Raw genomic sequence first — 20,173 nt, 5'->3', positions numbered from 1 at the left:
TTAGTAGATTTATAGCCGGGTGTATCCTTCATAAACCCGGGTTGCTGCGCCTGTCATCATAACCGGACTGCCCTCTCCCGGCCAATAAATAGACAGGCTACCGCCGGGCAAATTCGCTTTAACGGTATCGCCCAGCAAGCCTTGCAGGCGTCCTGCTACCACAGCGGCACAGGCACCGGTGCCACAGGCGAGCGTTTCACCAACACCACGCTCAAATACCCGCAGGTTAATTTCATCAGTACTGAGAATCTGCATAAATCCGGCATTGCATTTCCGGGGAAAGTCCGGATGGGCTTCAATCATCGGCCCCCAGGTTTCCAAGGGCGCCTTGTGAACATCATCCACCCGATAAACACAGTGGGGATTTCCAATGGACACGGCCGAAACCTCGATAACCTGGCCACCAACCATCAGGGGATAGGTCGTTGAACGCTGCTGTGCATTAAACGGCACCTGCTCAGGGTCCAGCCTCGGCATCCCCATATCCACACAAACCTCGCCATTGCTCTGAATATTAAGTTCAATGTTGCCCCCTGCGGTTTGTACCCGGATCCGGTCTCTGCCAATCAGCTTTTTGTCCCGGACAAAACGGGCGAAACAACGGGCGCCATTGCCACACTGCTCCACTTCACTGCCATCGGCATTAAAGATGCGGTAGCGAAAATCCATATCAGGATTGGTCGGGGGCTCAACCAGCAGCAACTGGTCAAAGCCGATCCCAAACCGGCGGTCCGCCAGGCGGCGGATTTTTTCCGGCGGCAGGCGCAGGTTCTGGGACACCATATCGACCACCATAAAGTCGTTACCCAGCCCATGCATCTTGGTGAAATGTAGCAACATATAGTTCATTCTTTCCTGATACTTTACGACGACAGCAGGCTTTCTGAGGCAAACTGCTCGGCAACGGTTTCCCGGCGACGGATCACAAAAGATTGAGTGCCATCCACCATGATTTCTGCGGCTCGATTGCGGGTGTTGTAGTTGGAACTCATAACAAAACCGTACGCGCCCGCCGAATACACCGCCAGCAGATCACCTTCCCGGATGGCCAGATCCCGCGCCTTACCCAGGAAGTCGCCACTTTCACAGACAGGCCCGACAATATCATACACCTGACTATCCACATCAGCGTGCTGCACCGTATTCACAATGGTATGCCAGGCACTGTAGATAGACGGTCTCAGCAGGTCATTCATGGCACCATCAACAATAGCAAAATGCTTCTGCTCTGTAGCTTTGATCAACTCAACGCGGGTCAGCATGATACCCGCCTGGGCGGCAATGGATCGACCCGGTTCCACCACCAGCATCACATCGCCATAGCCCCGCTCAACCAGCCGCTGTTTGACCGATACCAGATAATCGGCAGGCGAAGGAATCGTCTCATCCTGATACTGAACCCCCAGGCCACCGCCTATATCAAGATGTTGCAAATGAATACCCTGAGCCTGCAACTGATCCATTAACAGCAGCAGACGATCCAGCGCATCCAGGAAAGGCTCGGTAGTGGTCAGCTGGGAACCAATATGGCAATCAACGCCAACCACCTCAATATGGCTTAATTCAGCAGCCCGGACATAAACGACAGAAGCCCGGTTAATATCAATGCCGAACTTATTATCTTTCAGGCCAGTAGAAATATACGGGTGAGTTTGGGCATCCACATCCGGGTTTACCCGCAGAGAGATGCGGGCCACTTTAGCCATCGCCAGCGCTTCTTCCTGAATACACTCCAGCTCCTGTTCTGATTCAATATTAAAGCAGTGGACACCCACTTCAAGCGCCCGGCGAATCTCATGTCGTTGCTTGGCCACTCCGGAAAAAACCACCTTAGCGGGATCACCGCCAGCCGCCAGCACCCGTTCCAGCTCACCGACAGAGACAATATCAAAGCCAGCCCCCAGCCGGGCCAGAACATTAAGCACCGCCAGGTTGCTGTTGGCTTTTACCGCATAACAAATCAAATGGGGGCTGTCGGCCATTGCCTGATAATAGGCCTGATAGCTGGCTTCCAGGGCTTGCCTGGAATAGACATATAAAGGCGTACCGTACTGGCTGGCCAGCTGTTGCACCGGAATCTGTTCGGCAAACAGCTCGCTACCGGTCGCTGGTTCAGAGGGCTGAAAAGTAAACCACTCCATAAGTTGACTGTTCCCCATTTCACGTATTAATTGATGTAATTAACCAAAACTTCTCTTTATTCAACAACTTTTTCTTCCAAAACAACCGACGCATCAGTACTGGCCAGTGATGATATTGGTTGATAAAGATCACCTTTCTGACCACAGCCTGTGAGCAGCAGCACGAAAAACGCAGCAGCGGCCAATGCGGAAGTTTTCAGCCGATGGTCAGCAGTTAACAATCTCATAATCTGATCCTTAATTCTGATTAGGCCACAGTATAACTGTCTAATTACCGATGGCTCTAGCCCGAATATTTCATTTAAGTATTGAGGTGACTCTGCATGTGGTGGCAGCGCTTTCTTTACATCGAAGGTTCTATCAGCAACGCCGGAAGCAGGCTAAAATTCGCCCATTCAGATTAAATTGCACCGAGACAGGAATGAAAGAGCGTCAATATAACGAACTTCTTGATGGCCTGATGCTGGCCATCGAAGACGCCATAGACGATGCCGGACTGGACATTGACTATGAAACGTCAGCAGGCATTCTCACGTTAACCTGTGAAGACAACAGCAAAATTATTCTCAGCCGCCAAACACCGCTGCTGCAGCTATGGATGGCCGCCCGCAGTGGTGGATTCCATTTTGACTATGATGAAGAGCAGGGTGACTGGCTGCTCGATGGCCGGGGAGAAACCTTTCTCGCGGTGCTCAACCGCTGCCTCACCGAACAAACCGGCGACACTGTCCAGCTATCTATTTAGAGAGCTATTTAAAGGCCTCCCTTTCCCTTGGGAACAGTCTTTCGTTAACTTCCCGGTCCAGAACTTGATCTGATAAATACGGAAGGGGACTGCGGAACCTTTATTTATTGTCAAAATTCCCATGGCATGACATTCATGGCCTATACTCCAGCCGGTTTGTGACAGCTTCCTCTGGTATTGGTTCTTTACCATCAGGACAAGATTAGAGAACCAGAACCATCATCATCTGCTCATCAATCTTATCTAAACTCAATACCCCAAGCTGTCACCCACTCCCAGTCAATATCATCCTGATACGCTCTGGGACTGATCAATAAAAGCCTTCTGCTTCACTGGGTGATGGCTCAGAAGCTGCGATAGGGGGCTGCAGGAGATTGCTGGAGACAACACTGGAGCTCTTGAAAAAACATCAGTAGCATCGGGAGATCATCACTATGAGTAACCTGTACAAAACGGACTTTTATCAGTGGACCCGTCAGCAAATTGATTTACTGAAAAAAAACAAGTTTCGGGCTCTGGACCTGGAGAACCTGATTGAGGAGGTAGACGACCTTGGCCAGGAAAAAGTCAACACGCTGGAAAATCATCTGACCCGGATACTGGTTCTTCTGCTCAAATGGCAGATCCGGACTTTCAAAGAAGACCTGCATACCTTAAATCGCTGGTATCGCAGCTGGTTTATGGTGATTGATTACAGCCTGGAAAAAGAACGGGCGATTGTTAAACGACTGTTGATGAAAAACCCCAGCTTGTACGGGCTGTTGGATGAGAGTCTGCTGGAATGTTACCCCATTGCCTGTCGGGATGCTTCGCGGGAGCTGGAGATACCGGAGGATGAATTCCCGGATACCAATCCGTGGACCATGGAGCAGATTATGACGGATGGGTTTCCGCCGGGGCCGGAATAGGGTTTTAAACCACGAAGGACATGACCGTCTTTCCCCCCTATCAGGAACAATACTTCGGACACTTTCATGCAGTAATGGCTCCATAGCTGCTGAGCTGCTGAGCTGCTGATAGGAGGCTGTCCATTAGTTTTTCATCATTTAGCATCCGAAGTATTCTGTACTATGTTGTTCTCGAATTATTTGAATCACCAAATAAATAATGGGTGTTTATAGCTCATTCGCTGATTTACACGTCACAGGATATTTTTGAGAAAAAGTGTCCGAAGTATTTGTACAAAGGTCAACATTACATAATCGAATCTTCTTATGATTTTTTTTGCTACTGCAAGGATGAAAATTAATCAGCAAGTGATATCAAATAATCAAAAAATAGGATGGATTCCTTGATTAATCAGGGAAAAGAATAAACCATAAAAAAAACACGATCTAAGCGCTATTTAATAAAGTGCTGACGATAAAACCTAAGCTCATCAATAGACTCACGGATATCTTCCAGCGCAAGGTGAATACCTTTCTTGGAAAACTGGTTCAGTAACTCCGGCTGCCAGCGACGAGCCAGCTCTTTCAGGGTGCTGACATCAATATTCCGGTAGTGGAAGTAATCGTGCAGCTCTGACATATAATGCCAGAGGAAACGGCGGTCCTGACCAATGGAATTACCGCACATTGGCGAAATGCCCTGGTCAACGTGTTGGCGGAGAAAATCCAGCGTCATCTGCTCAGCCTGCCTTTCACTGATGGTGCTGGCTCTTACCCGATCAGTCAGGCCTGTGGCGCCATGGGTGTTAACACACCACTCATTCATGGCATCCAGAACATCATCACTCTGGTGAACAGCAAGCACCGGACCTTCCTCCAGAATATTTAACTGGCCATCGGTAACAATTGTCGCGATCTCAAGAATCCGATCATTTACCGGATCCAGGCCCGTCATTTCCAGGTCGATCCATATAAGATTATCCGATTTAGCCATCCAACACCCGGTAGTCACAGTTTAGAAAATTTGACTGTTCATTAATAAGTCTACTTCATTCATAATTGCAGCGAAATCAGCCCAACACAAATTTATGATACTTTCCAAACTTACAGTGAGGCTCTCTACCGTACATCATGAGTAAGCGCATACTAACGCGCAGACAAAGCTGGCGCATTGAGAAAATTCAGGAAGAACGCAAAGCCCGCGCCCAGAAGCGTGAGGATAAGATTACCCTGGAACTTCAGGATGACTCCCTGGGGCCAGAGCAACCGGGGCTGATTATTGCCCACTATGGCGCACAGCTGGATATCGAACCCATTGGCAAACCCGGTGAGACCTATCGCTGTCACCTTAGGGCCAATCTGCCACCACTGGTGACCGGCGATCGTATTGTCTGGAGAGCCTCCAGCAAAGGCGGCATGGGGGTTGTAGTGGCACTTGAGGACCGTGACAGCCTGTTATCCAGACCGGATATGCGAGGACAGCTAAAGCCGGTTGCCGCCAATATTGACTACATTGTTCTGGTCATCGCTCCGGTTCCTGTTCCTCATTCGAACCTGATTGACCGTTATCTGGTTGCTGCGGAAACCGTCGGTATTGAACCGGTCATCCTGCTGAATAAAACCGATTTGCTGGAAGGTGGAGCGAGCCTTCAATCATTTATTAAAGAGATTGACGATATGCTGATTAACTATGAGCGTATTGGATACCGCGTACTTAAAGCATCCACCCGGACGGAAGATGGGCTTAATGAACTCAAGAGCCTTCTGAATGAACATACCAGTGTTTTCTTCGGTCAAAGCGGTGTCGGTAAGTCTTCTTTGGTCAATACACTTCTGCCCGGCGTTGATACCAGGGTCGGCCCGCTGTCTGAAAGCACTGGTAAAGGTACCCACACCACGACGGCAGCCAGGCTTTTCCACTTCCCGGTCGGTGGTATGCTGATCGACTCCCCGGGGATTCGGGAATTCGGACTGTGGCATATGGAACCTGAAGATGTGCTACACGGCTTTAAGGAGTTTCGCCCCTTTATCGGGCATTGTAAATTCAGGGACTGCAGTCATGAACAGGAACCGGGTTGCGCTATTCGCCAGGCCCTTTTGAATGGCGATATTCTGCAGGAAAGAATGGACAGCTACCAGAATATTCTGAACTCTCTGGAACTTATTCCGAAACAATTCCCAAGGGACTAACGAACTATTGAGGAGGGGAACCTTAGAACTATAAATCTGTCTAAGTCATTCGATTAATAGTAAACGATGAAAAAAAATGAATTCAGCATATTTTTCTTTTACCACCACCACTACTTCAACATTCAACTCCATAGTGCACAGCTCAGAGGCTATGGGTGGACAGCAGAAAAAAATATGGGACTCAAGTTCATTTTTCAAAGCGGTAACAACTCCAGAAGGGCCGGTAGACCTGCGAATAAATAAGCGCAAAGCAATTGATGAAAGGCCCATCACTCCAGACCTCGGCAAGAAAAGGTGTAAAATAACCACGCCTGAAAATCAGATTACTGGTAGACAGAGCCCACAGCCTTCAGGATCAGGGCAAGCGAGTATCCCAATAGAACTTTATAATCCAGCTGGCTTATCTGGTCAAAATGCACAGAGAAAACTTGATCAGCACATTGATATTGGAGATAGAAGATATACTCGTGAGGAACTTGCTGAGATATCACTTATAAAGCTTAATCAGCTTCTCAGGAAAGAAGGGAATGAAGAAAAAGGAAAATTTGTGAGATATATTCGAAGAACAGAGAAAAATAAAGGTTATGCTGAAGTAAGCAGAGGAAAAAAAATAATTACACTAAACTTAATGAGTAATGAAGTAAAAAAAATGCAAGTAGAAAAAACGAAATGGGAGTTAGAGAACAATCATCTATTACAGGAAATAAGTAGCATTAATAAAAAATGTGAAGCCCTTGAGCGGTTACTTTCCGTCAATAAAAATCATTGTCTATGACAACTCTTTATTTTTGGGTATTTCTCTTAACCACAGAATGCTTATTCTGATCAATATTCCCCATGGGCGAATTAAACCGAACTGAATTTTCAGCCCGAATTTTACTCTACCTACTTATAGACCACTACCCGGGAAATGTGCCAACACTTAACCTGAACTTGGCCATGGCAATGGATGGAACTAATTATTGGATTAACAGTCCAATATATGTTTGATTCGGTTTGACTCAATCAGGAAGTTACGACTACCAATGTGCAACGTGATGCATCCATATCGGATGCTCATCCAGAGCATACGCCCACCGTGCCATGGAGGTAAAATGGATCTATATCAGTTAAATGGTTTGACAATTCAACAGCTGCTTACTTTGATCATGGAGTCATCCATTGGCTTTTCAGCAGAAGATGGTTCCATTCAGTACCTTGGCTGGCAGATACAACTGCATGATGGCATCACTGCACTGTCAGAGCAAACCTTCAATACCGCTGGCAGCAAACAACTATTTGAACGGCTGGTTACTATTCAACCCGATCTTAAGACACAGCTACCCGGTTCAAAAGCTGAAGCTATACAGATGGCCGCCAGTAATCTGTGGAATGAATTTCATTGTGGGGCAATAGAAAAGTCACCAACCAAAGAGGTGCAATGTGCCGTTTTTCTTGAGTGCATGAGATGTGTTGGTCCTTTGAAAATGGTAAGTGAGTTATCCGAAACAAATTCATTAACCTGGACTGAAAAACTCCGGATTTTGTTGGCTGCTGACGAAAAGGTAGAGCCACTTTCAGAGCTATATTGGCGCTTTGTGGGGATTCCTTTATCCATCCGATTAGAGGAGGCAAAGAACCTGTTTCAACGTCTTCCTGATACGCCTTCTCTGGCAGAGAAGGACAATATAATTAATGAACTTTTGGCAGCACCCCCCAATAAAAGGGTCAAGGATGGACTTCTGGAGATCAGGCAAATCTTTAAATCGGAAAACAATGAGCTTTCCAGACAGCTGTTGAGTGAAGTTGACAATATTGAAGAAGAATTCATGCCAAGAATTGACAAGGATGGCCTTTTACCAGACTTTTATAATAATAAATTCGAAACCTATACAAGAAGATTGCTGTATCTATATGCAGCCTGTTCGGGTTTTTCACAGGAGGCTGATATTGCTGAAGTAACGTCGTACATTGGATCTGTTCTGTATACCGCCGATTCAGATAGCATCTGGCATATTGCCAAAGAGCTGCATTATTTGTCGAAACAACCGGACTCCATCGATTATTGCCGTTATATTCATGCTGCGGCAAATATATTGAAAGTACCTGCAACAAATGGTGCCTCAAATTTTGAAGAGCTCAAACAGCTCAGTGATATCAACGGGTTTGCTTTACTGGAAAGCAAAAAAACGCTGGACCCTTATCTAAAGACACTCAGAGCAAACATTGTTAACATGACCCCGGCATATTCACAGGTATTACTCACTGAAGTTGACAACCTGAAACTGGAATTTGCTGCTATTTCACTACCTGAAGGCAAGCCCGATATCAAAGCAAAAGTGCATCGACTTTTGCTGGTGATTGCCGCTTGCAAATCATCCAGACAAATAATAGATACTTCAATATTGGATCGTTTTGTCAAGATCATCATGGAACATGGCAATAAAAAAAATATTCCCTATCTGATCAGTGGGCTGGCCCGCCTGGTTCAGAGTACCCCGAAAATACAGCAAATACTTGGTGACCCCGGAATCAAGGGCGGAAAACAATTGCGACTGGCCCCGCTGCAATTGCTGGCATTTATGCCCGATATAATCTCAGCAGATGACTTTGAGAAACTCAATACATCTTTGCAATCTTCTCGCGACAATAGGCTACTGATGAAAGATGGCAAAGTTTTCCATCTGTGGCTGGCTACTCTTGAGCAGGTACTGAACAGTAATGATATGAATAAAGCTTCGGTAATGCAGATCCTGAAAAAGCTCACCCAAAGTCTGACTTATGAAAAACTGGGTTTGCTTCACATGACACTCAAAATGGGTGACAGTTTACATAAATTTCTGAACAGCATGGACTTAAGCTGTCAGAAAGAAGGATTACCATTGTTGATCGCTGAAAAAGGGGCTGACGCCTTCGTGGGAAAAAGTAAGGGGGTCTCGCAATGGCTATTTGAACAACGATATTTCCATCTCCTGCCATATTACCTGGCACATATGACAAAAATCAGGAAAACAGAAATTACAGACCTTATCCATGAGTTTATAAAGAGCAGTGCTAACAATACTTTTATTGAGAACAGGCAGTCACCACTGAACAATCCACACTTGAAGGCCGTTTACCGGAAATACCCCCAATTCAAAGCAGGTTGGCAGGTGAACTTCAGTGACTTCAGCGAAGCAACCAGACACAAGCTGTTGTCTCCCGGGGAAACCCTGAAGCTGACAGAAGACCCCTGGGACCTTTTCATCAGTGGACTTGAAGTTAACTCCTGTCAATCACCGGAAGGTTATAATTCTTTTAACATGGCACTGATGAGCTATGTGATGGATGGACGCAATGCCATGATTGTCAGAAAGAACAACAAAGGAAATATCCTCAGCAGGAGTGTTATTCGCATGGTGTTGGATCAGGATGATCGCCCTGCGTTATTTCTTGAGAAAGGCTATCCCGGTGCGAGTAATTTATTGTTCATTGATGCCGCACGGGAAATTGCTAAAAAGATGCAGCTTCCTCTTTACCACCACGTGGGTTGCCGAAAAGGCGAAGAAGTGAAACTTTTGGAAGGAAGAGCGCCATTCGACTTTTTTGACTCGTTTAAAAATATTAAGAACCGACAAGAAGTCACTTTAAGCGATGTACAACGTGATGTAAAGTAGCCATAACAGATGCACATCCAGAGCATATGCACAACGTGCCAGGGAGATAAAATGGATTTTTATCAGGTAAATGGTCTGACACTTCAAGAACTGCATGCATTGATCATGGAGTCATCCATTGGCTTTTCAGCGGAAGATGATTCCATTCAGTACCTTGGCAGGCAGATACAATTGCACGATGGCGTCACCGAACTGTCAGAGCAAACCTGCAATAACGCTGGAAGTAAACAGCTATTTGAACGGCTGGTTAATCTTCAGCCTGATATTAAGACACAACTACCCGATTCAAAAGCTGAAGCGATACAAAAGGCTGCCAGTGAAGTGGTGGAAACATTCCGTTATGAGGCAATAGAAAAGTCACCAAACAAAGAGGTGTTATGCGCCGTTTTTCTTGAGTGCATTGTAAATGTTTGGACATCTTCGATAAAAGCGGTAGAAAAGTTATTCGAAACAAATGCTTTCAGTGATTCTGAAAAACTCCGGATTATGTTGGCTGCTGAAGAAAGGCGTGGATGTCCAATTCTAGAGGGCTGTTGGGAAATTCCGGGGATTCCTTTATCCACCCGATTAGAGGAGGCAAAGAACCTGTTGCAACGTCTTCCTGATACGCCTTCTCTGGCCGGGAAGGACAATGTCATTAATGAGCGGTTGACAGCATTAACCCCTGATAAAACGGTCAAGGACGGGCTTCTGGAGATCAGGCAAATCCTTGAATCGGAAAACAACGAACTTTCCAGACAGCTGTTGATCGAAGTTGATAATATTGGAACAAAATTTATCCCGGGAATTGACGAGAATGGCCGTTTATCAGGCGATGATGATAAAGATTTCAGACTCTATACAAGACGATTGCTGTACCTGTATGCAGCCTGTTCCGGTTTTTCACAGCAGGCTGATATTGATGAGTTAACGTCGTACATTAGAACTGTTCTGTATACCGTCGATTCGGATAGCATCTGGCATATTGTTAAAGAGCTGGCCTATTTGTCGAAACAACCGGGTTCTATCGATTATTGCCGTTATGTTGATACCGTGGCAAATATATTGACAGCGCCTGAAACAAATGTCGTCTTAGATTTTGAAGAGTTCAAACAACTCAGTGATATCAACGGGTTTGCTTTACTTGAAAGCCAAAAAACGCTGGACCCTTATCTAAAGGCACTCAGAGCAAATATTGATAACATGGCCCCGGAATATTCACAGGCATTACTTCCTGCAGTTAAGCATCTGGAAAGCAAATTTGCTGCTATATCGCTACCTGAACAGAAGCCCGATATCAAAGCGGAGGTGCATCGACTTTTGATAATCATTGCAGTTTGCAAATCAGCCAAACAAAAAATGAATACTTCAGTATTGGATCATTTTGTCATGGCCATCATGAGACATGGCAATAAAAAAAGTATTCCCTATCTGATCAAAGGGCTGATTCATCTGGTTCAGAGTAGCCCGAAAATACAGCAAATACTTGGTGAGCCCGGAGCCAGTTGCAGAGATCATTTGCGACTGGCCCCGCTGCAATTGCTGGGATTTGTACCCGATATAATCTCAGAAGATGATTTTGAGAAACTCTGTAAATCTCTGCAAGCTTCCGGCACTTGCAAGCGACTGATGAAGGATGGCAAGGTTTTCTATCAGTGGCTGGCTACTCTCGAGCAGGCATGGGACAGCATGGTTACCAATAAGGCAGTGTTAATGCAGATTCTGGACAAGCTCATCCAAAGTCTTACCTATGAAAAACTGGGTTTGCTTCAAATAACATTCATAACAGGAGACAGGTTTAATGAAACTCTGGGCAGCATGGGCTTAACCTGTCAGCAGGAAGGGTTACCATTGTTGATCGCTGAAAAAGGGGCTGCCGCTTTAGAGGGAGAAAGTAATAAGGTCTGGCAATGGTTAATGAAACAACGATATTCCCATCTCCTGCCTTCTTACATGTTATCAATCACAGAATATTGTAAAGGAATCGAGAGTGCAGAAATGACAGGCCTTATCCATGAGTTTATAGAGAGCAGTGTTAACAAAACTTTTATTGAGACCAGGCAGTCACCGCTGAACAATCCACACTTGCAGGCTGTTTACCGGAAATACCCGGAATTCACAGCAGGTTGGGGGGCGAACTTCAGTGACTTCAGCGAGGAAACCAGAAACAAGCTGTTGTCCCGGGGAGAAACCCTGGAGCTGACAGAAGACCCCTGGGATCTTTTTATCAGCGGGCTTGAAGTTAAAACCTGTCAATCACCGGAGGGCATGCCGTGTTTAAACAGGGGATTGATGAGCTATGTGATGGATGGACGCAATGCCATGATTGTCAGAAAGAACCAAAAAGGAAATATCCTTAGCAGAAGTGTTATTCGCATGGTGTTGGATCAGGATGATTGCCCTGTGTTATTTCTTGAGATGGGCTATCCCGATAAAAGTGATTTATTGTTCATTGATGCCGCACGGGAAATTGCTGACGAGATGGAGCTACCTCTATACCACCGCGTGGATTCTACAAGAGGTGAAAAAGTGAAACTTCTTGAAGGAAGAGCACCTTTCGATTATTTTGATGAGTTTTTGGAATCAGTAGATAGAAAGGAATTTACGTTTACCAATGTACAACGTGATGTAAGGTAGCCATAACGGATGCTTATCCAGGGCATATGCACAACGTGCCAGGGAGGTAAAATGGATTTTTATCCGTTAACTGGGCTGACACCTCATCAGCTTAATGCATTGATTGCAGTCATTCATTGGCTTTTCAGCAGAAGAATAGCTTGAATGTCCACTTACACCGGGCTGTAGGAACCTTGCAGAGATTCCTTTACCCATACGATTAGACAAGGCAAAAGTAAACCGGGGTCTTTCTTTTTGAACATATTCAAGATGCAATACCTACCGGTTTTGCTTTTCTCGCTATTCTCAAACAGCCTCTTATTGTTACCACAAGAACTGCCAGGCAAGTCCTGATTACCAATCATCAAAACCCACCGAAGCCACCGTCACTGCAGCCAAAGTCACTGCAGCCACCACCACCGCTATAGCCACCACCGCTATAGCCACAGTAGTCATCGTGGCTACCACCATAAGCACTACTGCTATTGCTGCTGGCGAGAACTGCACTCGTCAGCAATCCTGCATACAAGCCGCCACGCATGGTACTGGAAACTCCGGAGTAGCCAGTTCTCTTACTTTCGGGGGCGGAGGAAGTGTTCAGGGAGAGAACTTTGCTATCTGCTCTAACGGTATGCCTTTCACCCTGAGAGAATTTTTTCTCCGGGGCATCAGGGAGACTAGTCATCATTTCGGATATGGCAAATTTTCCATGGGTTTTTTATCTGAACGTATGAACAATTAAGCTGGGTCTTTCTTTTTGAACACATTCAAGATTCAAGACCTGACACTGCTTTTCCTGCTTTTCTTTTTCCTTCTTAACCGGACAGCAGTAATACTACCCACATTATCAACATCTGCACCAGCAACGCGTTGCGATTCCACAAATTCAGACCATGTAGAAACGTCATTTTTATTATACAAACAAACAGGAATTTGCCAGCAGTATATTTTCAGACTGTCGGGCAATGGCAACTGATTCAGAACTGCATACTGATCAGTGGCTGCATATCGTTTGATGACCGTCCGACACAAATGCTTTAACGAACAGGGACGATCCACAACATTCTCAATGGATAAAATCTCAGTAAAGTTCCTGTCGATAATGCGCAGTGGACTTTCCACAAGAAATTTTCCTGTGAGTGAGGTTACCTTGGCAATGCATTGAAACGCAGTGGTTTTATCAGGTATTTGTTGAAACAGAATTCTGAGTATTTCATCCTCACCATTGAGGGCTGCGAGGTAAAATACATGGGAGTCATAACCCATGATCGCTTTGCGCCACCCCCCTGCTCAGGATCAACTCTACCTCACTGGAAAGACCACCTGCTATGACAGTCAGCAGCGGAAACCAATGATTGTGGTCAAGTGTGAAGACTTCCACACTTTGCTGGATCAGGAAACGGAGAAGACCAGTGTTTCTGGACTCTGCAGCATAGTAACAGGCGAGCTGGAAGACAGAGGTGAAGGTTCGACAGTTGCTGGCATTGATATCAGCACCATATTGTACAAGTCGTTCAGCCACACTTTTATTTCCTTTGCGGCAGGCGGACATCAGTGGTGTCGAACCGTACTTGTTGACCGCTTCAACATCCGCTCCGGCCACTAACAGCATCTGGGCAACCTCTTCATTGCCAACTTCAGCAGCAGCATGCAAGGGGCCGAACATCATCGAATCTGTCTTCTCAATATCCGCACCCGCAGCCAATAGTATACTGGTGACTTCCGTACAGTTTTGGTCGGCAGCCGCTATCAGGGGCGTCCAGCCGGCATTATCGGCCAGGTCCACATCGGCTTTTGCACGAATTAGCTTTTTAACACGCTCGGGCTGATTAAAATAGGCTGCTCTGGTCATCGGTGTAAATCCCTCACAATCCATTGTGTTCAAGTCACCTGCCGACAGAACTGCATCGCTTAAACAACATTGGGCTAATACACTGGACAGTGTATCCACTCCGTCCGGTTGTCCGTTCAGTTCAGAAGCAGACGGTTCAGCAGGCGTCACTTTACGATCGTTCAGTCTGGGCATCGTGCCTGGTTCAAGCTGGTTGCCAGCGGTTGGCAATTGGCGGTTAGTAATCTGATCTTCTGGATAGTGGTCGCTGGACAGATGGTTAGGGGCAACCGGAAGCGAACTCGACAATCTTTCTGCTGGGCCCACGCTACCTCCCGTGAACATCAGGGTAATATGACAGAACCCCTGTTAGAGAGATAAACGTTTTGAAAGTTCCTGATCGGACAGAAAATCAATATAGCTCATTACTTTTTAGTCATGATCGAAAACTTTTCCTAATAATGTTGGGCGGACCATATATAACAGCGATTTTTTAACCGGTTTCATTAGATCCTTCATCAGCAACCATATTAAATGCCCTGGAGCGCAGAATGCTGGCCAGTTTGTCCTGGGCTGGATCGGGGTAACTATTCTGAAGACGCTCCAGAACATGCATAAGCACAATGCCTGATACGGGATCAAGCTTTGGCTCTAAAGATTCAAGGACTGCCAGGACATTAATGCGCGCCATTGCTATCAGTGAACGGACATAGCTAACGCTAACAGCCTGACCGATTGCCAGGTTGAGTTCATCGATCATAATGCTGGTAAGTGGCCTGGCGTGGGTCGAGTCACCTGAAGGCAGCACGGGGGAATCATAAGTTAGCAGTGTTGACGGGCCAGAGTCCATCGGGGTGATCAAGTCAACAACATAAATCCAGTCTTTCCTGAAATAACTTCCACTTAAAGAAATAATGAGGTTGCAGCAGCAACAGTTTGTGCCGTAGTAAAACTTCTCGTCATCGTTGGGAATAATCAGTTGATATTTGCCTGGTACGCTGTCGTCTATCTTGGCAGCTTCCTTCAGACGGATGCAGAGCTGCTTTTTGATTTCACTGAGTTTCCCTTGGTCAAGTACCAAAAGATCGGTGTCCCTTGGCGTGACTGAGCGTTTAATAACGTCCCGGGGTATTACGGCTGGTAACAGATCGCTGCCGGTTGCCAGCTCAAATGCCTCATTCCCCCAAAGTGACTGAATCTGCGTCTGATAAGCACGGCTCCCCAGATAGACCACAGGCAAACCTTCATGTTGCAACGCCTGCACTTCGCTGGCTATTTGCTTATGAAAATCAGCTCTTGTCTTGAGGGTCTCCGGAGTATCTAATAAACTGAACGTTTTGTTTGCAGCAAAACCTGCCAGAGTATCACTGTGATCGCTGACTCGATTGTTAAATTGACCATTTTTAATCTGGACTGGATTCGGTTTATGACTATCGGTGGTTTTGGCTAATGATAGCTCTTTAGAGTTATTCAGGTCTTTTACGCAGTCGGCTATGAAAGCAATATTTTTTTTCAATCTTTTTCCACAACAAGCTGAAGTCTGTTCAAGGTTGGCAATAGTTGGAAACTCATTTTTGAGAATGTCGATCCGTTTACTGCTAACGGTAACCAGAGCAGCATTCAAATGCTGAAGTTGTTGCAAACCGTGGTATAAAGTAGCGTGAATTGACTCGAATAGCACAATTTTCAGGCATTTATCTTGTCCATTAATGACGTGTTCTCGGATTTTGTTTAAGTGCCTGAAAGCATTTTTGAAACAGGGTTTGAAATTTTGGTTGATCTTATCAAATTGATCAATTTTCTCTTTTATCCCGGAAGCATTTGCTCTGATTTTTTCTTTCCATTTCTCTTTGGTCACCTTAAGTGAGCGTGATGCATCACTTGTATGAATGCTGGTAAGGCAGTTCTCCAGATCACTGAATATTGAAGCGCATTCACAAATATGCTCAACGAGCATTGCACAGTAATAACTGCAGCGAAAGAATGTTAGCAATAATTCGGTGTGCGGTGTTTGTACATTGTTTGCAAAAATAGTAATTAGCCATTCACAGGATTCTCTGTCCAGTGCTGAGATGTTAATGTCTGGATTGAATGCATCACACTCTTTATTAATGAGCTGTAAAATATCATTATTCTGGAGAAGTATTTGTGTCAGCCGGGATTTCAGGTATGCAGGAAGCTGTTGCGGATTGTCATTTGATATCCCATCCGAGGCGGTATGTTGCATGATGACTTTTTTGGCCTCATGAAAGCTATTCCTGATGGCGATCTCTTGATTGTTGGTCAGAGTATATAATCTTAGCCAGGCGAGAGATAAACGGCGGTGATATTTACAGGTTTCCATTGCATCACTGGTCAATAAGCCAAGCTCCTGCAACTGGTCTGCCCATGGATCCAGAACATCCAGTATTTGTTTTAGCTCTTCCGTCTTCATTACCTTTATTAACGGTGACTGGTTCTCAGTGTCACTCTCCTTGTGAGCAAGAAGGGTACTCAGGTAAATAGAAGCAGCATCAAGCCCAAGGGTGAAATAAAAGCTAAGGGGGTAGGGTCGGGATTGAGTATATTCATTAAGATCATTATGCCAGCTTTCGATGTTGATTCCTGCCGTATTATTATTGTGATTAAGTGCTTGAATAACCGGCTCCAGTGAATACTCATTATGGAAAACTGTTCGAGTGGTTGCTTCAAAAGCCTTACCGGCCTCATCCCATCGTCCTGCCAGTAAAGCTGCATGGAATAACTCTGCACAAAATAGATGTTGCCCAATCGCCTGTTGGTCAACGCAGACTGGTTGGAATTTGTGGTCACCCCCTTCTTTCCTGTATCGATCAATTGAGCTGAAAAGGCATCCAGAGGCGATATGCAGGAAACCTTGAGGATCTTCCCTGTTCAGGATTTCCCATGTCCCTGTGGCAATGGCAGTGAGCAGATTGCTGATCCCTTCACTCAGGATACCAGTGCCATGTGGCTTAAAGTTAGGGCATTCCCGTGGGGGCGCATGCAAAATTGAGTGGTTCTTCCGTGGTTTTACTGGTGCCCGAAGGGCGATATGGCTGTTGAAATCAGCGTATCTTATCATGCTCTCCACAACACAACAGACATATGACAAATGGCAAACAATAGATTCACTCAGAAAGCTGATTGATTGCTGGTCCGGGGAATCAGCCTCGGAGGCCCATCGACATAACATTTTGTCGAGAACACGATATTGCATGGCCAGCTGCAGTATTACGCTACACATATCGTCGCTCAAAAACAGCTGTTTGGACAATACGGCATATTGACTTTTGCAAGCCAATTTTCTTGTGTTATACCAATCAACAAGTTTGTATGAACTGTCTTTGAATACTTGATATTTATCAGCAAGATGCTTGAGCGAAGCCAATCTATTGTAGATTAAGCTATGGAACTGGTGACCATCTGTATCAAGAAACTTTCTATCGAAGAATTCTTGATCAAGTTCCATTTGATAGATGGATACTTCTTCCTTGAAGTTTTGAACATCCTCCGTCGTAATTTCCTGAGGTATGGGCAGTGTTATCTGGAAAAAGGGAAGAGTACCCAGAATGGTGTCATCATCAGTCAGAGGTTTCATGGACACGTCGGAGACAGGACTTATGGCTGATGATTGTTCCGGCAGGCTCTGGTCAGAAGCTGAGGTCAATTCAGGTGTATGGTACGTTTTATCGACTGTACTGGTCGCAGTCTGTCTTTCAGCCAGTGAAAAATCACTGGGTTGAGAGTATTCCGGGCCATTGATGTTATCACTACTCAGGAAATGAAATTCTGGTTTGATTGCAGAAGCCGTGGCAGTCGTTGAGTCTGTGTCCGCCAATCCTTCCAGGCGGCGCTGAGTGGTGCATCCTTCAGGGGCAGGCCGGGGGTAAGAGGGCGGAGTCAATGTGTTATCGATATTTTGCATAATTATTATTTAAAGAACGGCATGTAATATCTGGGAATGTTTTATTAATCAGACATAATTAATCTGGTTTGGTTCCATGGAATTAATTACGCTTGACGTGTTGGATGCAACTCTTTGTTTTTGAAAACATTCAAGACCTGACATCAGTTTTCCTGGACACTGGTTTTGTTAATTTTGGAACTTAAGTACATAAAATGGGTCTTATAAGTAAATAAACTTTTTTTGACTTGATTTATGAACCCAATAATAGATAGTGCATTATGCACAAATGCTGTAAGTGACATCTCTCTGCCAAACAACCTTATCCTGGAGGCTAAGTTTAAAGGCTTTAAGTTAAGCGTTGTGCCCAAAGTTTCTGGAAAATCTTATTATCGGAAATATTGTTCGGACCGAAATAGTGAATTTAGCCATGATGATCTGAAAATAATGAAGAGAGAGTTAAACAAGGGAACAGCTGTTAAAAATGAAACGTATAGAGTTTTCGAGCTTACTCGTGTTTCCGATGGTGTTATGTCTGCTTTTATTGAGTTTAATATTTCGGCGCAAGAAATAAATGTTGAACATGTGTCTATATCAAAAACTGACCAAGGAAAAGGGGTGGGAACATTATTGATGAAGTCAATTAAACAAGTGGCTTCAATCAAGAAAATCCTGAATGTAACGTTAATTAGTGAATCTGATGTTATGTTATTTTATGAAAAAAATGGATTTAAGAGATATAACCTGAGTTGTCCTCTACCACTAATGAAATTATCAATAGCTAAGCGAGATCATGCTTGTCATAAAACATTAGAATGCTATGATCTCGCCTATTCTGAAGCTCAAATATTATCTCCAGTTCCTTTTAAAAAGGCTTAACAAAGATTACCTGATTTATAGAGAACCAGTTCGTTTCAGTTCATCAAAAAAGGTCTGTAGAGTGGGGGGAAACATATCTTTGTTTTCGGACAGAAAAGTTTCAAAATCAAGCATCGGTTTTGCCAGTTTTACTTCGGCCAAGGCCTCTTTGAGCTCAGGTGTCATCTCCATATCCAGCCCGTATTGTATATGTTTCGCTGCGGCCCACAGCAAGTTGGCTTTTCTTTGTGCATCAATATCCATGGCTTCAGGCTTTTCTGGTTTTTGTGCTTCGAGCGTCGTGCCAATAGAGTCAGACCTAAATCCCAGCGACTCCCTGATATTGGTAGCTACAATGGAACCTTTACAAGCCAGTTCAAAAGATTCTACTGCCTCTTGATAGGTCTTTCCGCAATAGAGGGAATGGGTATTGCTTCCGGAACTACAAGTGAGATATGGTGAACCAAAGTACCCGACATTATTGTGAGAATCGTATTCAAAGTGCATTTTACACAGGGCCGGATTCAACGCCAGGAGGAAAAATGTGCCATCGTCAAATTGACCAGCATGTATTGAATGGGGATCGCTTGGACCAAAATTTTTATGTGGACGAAATTGGCAGTCATCAATATCATTGAAAACATAAACACCTGTAAATTCTTTCACGGTATTGCCACATCCCGAGTACTCCTCTTCCTGCAATAATCCATCGGCATTCCGGTGGTATTTCAACAAGTCCCGATAAATGAGGGTGTTGTCCCGGCATTCAATTTCTTTCATGTTGTTGAATTCAAGCGGGGGACGGGCTGATGACAATATGACTGAATGCAAGCCCTTACGCTTTGCAAAACAATCGCTTTCTAACTTTAAACTGGATTGGGAATTATCAGGTGGCGGTATTTTGGTAGAAGCCTGTGGAACAACTTCAGCCGATAAATTATTAAACTGTGCCGTGGCGCCCGTTGTTGTTTCAGGCTCTTTTTGTTCTTGGTACGAAAGTTTTTGGTAAACTGGTGCTGATATGGGGGAAGTCATTGAAAATCTCTTTTATTTGAATTAACTAAGTTGATGACCACATAAGATCATGTTCAAAAGCTCCCAGCGCCCAGAAGGTATTTCTTTGTCCGCAAAATGAAACTTTGCTTAATCTGACCATTAATCCCAATGAAAGTTCCATGATGAGGGATCATTCCGGCTTCCTTGCAGAAAGTTTTTGCTGCTGCATTTTGAGCACAACGGCACTCTTGATTAAAACCGCAACTGATTAAAACCGCAACTGATTAAAACCGCAACTGATTAAAACCGCAACGAGCGCAACATTCGTTGTTATGGTCCAAGGCTCAAGCTGCCTTTATGCCAGTCCTAAATACAATACACCACCCTGGAA

General features: G+C 44.9%; 16 protein-coding genes. 7 read left to right on the top strand and 9 right to left on the bottom strand.

All coding sequences use genetic code 11. From position 1 onward, the window contains the following. Positions 1 to 9 precede the first annotated feature (9 nt). The 3 genes from dapF to KDK15_RS04185 are packed head-to-tail and all read right to left on the bottom strand — an operon-like array spanning position 10 to position 2,368. Positions 10 to 840, bottom strand: coding sequence for a diaminopimelate epimerase (gene dapF, locus KDK15_RS04195; RefSeq protein ID WP_257294119.1), 831 nt, complete (start codon positions 838 to 840; stop codon positions 10 to 12). 23 nt (positions 841 to 863) lie between these two features. After that, positions 864 to 2,141, bottom strand: coding sequence for a diaminopimelate decarboxylase (lysA, locus tag KDK15_RS04190; RefSeq protein WP_257294110.1), 1,278 nt, complete (start codon positions 2,139 to 2,141; stop codon positions 864 to 866). A 56-nt stretch (positions 2,142 to 2,197) separates the two neighbouring features. Then, the gene (locus KDK15_RS04185) at positions 2,198 to 2,368 is read right to left on the bottom strand and encodes a lipoprotein (protein WP_257294109.1); all 171 of its coding nucleotides are present in this window, start codon (positions 2,366 to 2,368) and stop codon (positions 2,198 to 2,200) included. Between the two features lie 50 nt (positions 2,369 to 2,418). Here KDK15_RS04185 and cyaY point away from each other — a divergent pair, with 50 nt between their 5' ends. After that, the gene (gene cyaY / locus KDK15_RS04180) at positions 2,419 to 2,886 is read left to right on the top strand and encodes an iron donor protein CyaY (RefSeq protein ID WP_257294108.1); all 468 of its coding nucleotides are present in this window, start codon (positions 2,419 to 2,421) and stop codon (positions 2,884 to 2,886) included. 434 nt (positions 2,887 to 3,320) lie between these two features. Further along, positions 3,321 to 3,794, top strand: a complete 474-nt coding sequence (locus KDK15_RS04175) for a DUF29 domain-containing protein (protein WP_257294107.1) — start codon at positions 3,321 to 3,323, stop codon at positions 3,792 to 3,794. A 433-nt stretch (positions 3,795 to 4,227) separates the two neighbouring features. Here the strand turns inward: KDK15_RS04175 and orn are convergent, their stop codons facing one another. Continuing rightward, complete coding sequence (orn, locus tag KDK15_RS04170) at positions 4,228 to 4,767, bottom strand: oligoribonuclease (RefSeq protein WP_257294106.1); 540 nt, start codon at positions 4,765 to 4,767, stop codon at positions 4,228 to 4,230. Between the two features lie 137 nt (positions 4,768 to 4,904). On the opposite strand from orn, the gene rsgA reads away from it, so the two are divergent. From rsgA to KDK15_RS04150, 4 genes are all read left to right on the top strand, one after another. Next, positions 4,905 to 5,963, top strand: a complete 1,059-nt coding sequence (rsgA, locus tag KDK15_RS04165; RefSeq protein WP_257294105.1) for a small ribosomal subunit biogenesis GTPase RsgA — start codon at positions 4,905 to 4,907, stop codon at positions 5,961 to 5,963. Positions 5,964 to 6,039: 76 nt separating this feature from the next. Next, positions 6,040 to 6,738 carry a hypothetical protein gene (locus KDK15_RS04160; protein WP_257294104.1) on the top strand — a complete coding sequence of 233 codons (699 nt, stop codon included), beginning with the start codon at positions 6,040 to 6,042 and terminating at the stop codon, positions 6,736 to 6,738. 319 nt (positions 6,739 to 7,057) lie between these two features. Next, positions 7,058 to 9,598 (top strand): hypothetical protein, encoded by a 2,541-nt coding sequence (locus KDK15_RS04155; RefSeq protein ID WP_257294103.1) that lies wholly within the window; start codon positions 7,058 to 7,060, stop codon positions 9,596 to 9,598. A 51-nt stretch (positions 9,599 to 9,649) separates the two neighbouring features. Then, entirely contained in the window at positions 9,650 to 12,214 is a 2,565-nt protein-coding gene (locus KDK15_RS04150; protein ID WP_257294102.1) for a hypothetical protein, read from the top strand. Between the two features lie 343 nt (positions 12,215 to 12,557). Here KDK15_RS04150 and KDK15_RS04145 read toward each other — a convergent pair whose 3' ends face one another. The 4 genes from KDK15_RS04145 to KDK15_RS04130 form a co-directional block, all read right to left on the bottom strand. Next, positions 12,558 to 12,881, bottom strand: a complete 324-nt coding sequence (locus KDK15_RS04145) for a hypothetical protein (protein ID WP_257294101.1) — start codon at positions 12,879 to 12,881, stop codon at positions 12,558 to 12,560. A gap of 86 nt (positions 12,882 to 12,967) precedes the next feature. Then, positions 12,968 to 13,459, bottom strand: a complete 492-nt coding sequence (locus tag KDK15_RS04140) for a hypothetical protein (protein WP_257294100.1) — start codon at positions 13,457 to 13,459, stop codon at positions 12,968 to 12,970. After that, positions 13,449 to 14,333, bottom strand: coding sequence for an ankyrin repeat domain-containing protein (locus KDK15_RS04135; RefSeq protein WP_257294099.1), 885 nt, complete (start codon positions 14,331 to 14,333; stop codon positions 13,449 to 13,451). Before KDK15_RS04135 ends, KDK15_RS04140 begins: the two co-directional genes overlap by 11 nt. A 184-nt stretch (positions 14,334 to 14,517) precedes the next feature. Further along, positions 14,518 to 17,949: a hypothetical protein gene (locus KDK15_RS04130; RefSeq protein ID WP_257294098.1), complete on the bottom strand. Its 3,432-nt coding sequence runs from the start codon at positions 17,947 to 17,949 to the stop codon at positions 14,518 to 14,520. A 234-nt stretch (positions 17,950 to 18,183) separates the two neighbouring features. On the opposite strand from KDK15_RS04130, the gene KDK15_RS04125 reads away from it, so the two are divergent. Continuing rightward, the gene (locus tag KDK15_RS04125) at positions 18,184 to 18,807 is read left to right on the top strand and encodes a GNAT family N-acetyltransferase (protein ID WP_257294097.1); all 624 of its coding nucleotides are present in this window, start codon (positions 18,184 to 18,186) and stop codon (positions 18,805 to 18,807) included. 15 nt (positions 18,808 to 18,822) lie between these two features. Here the strand turns inward: KDK15_RS04125 and KDK15_RS04120 are convergent, their stop codons facing one another. Next, a complete protein-coding gene (locus KDK15_RS04120; protein ID WP_257294096.1) occupies positions 18,823 to 19,821 on the bottom strand; it encodes a hypothetical protein in 999 nt (332 codons plus the stop codon). Positions 19,822 to 20,173: the final 352 nt, after the last annotated feature.

This window comes from Endozoicomonas sp. YOMI1, from assembly GCF_024606345.1.
GTDB lineage: Bacteria > Pseudomonadota > Gammaproteobacteria > Pseudomonadales > Endozoicomonadaceae > Endozoicomonas.
This window is presented reverse-complemented; position numbering and strand designations above follow the sequence as displayed.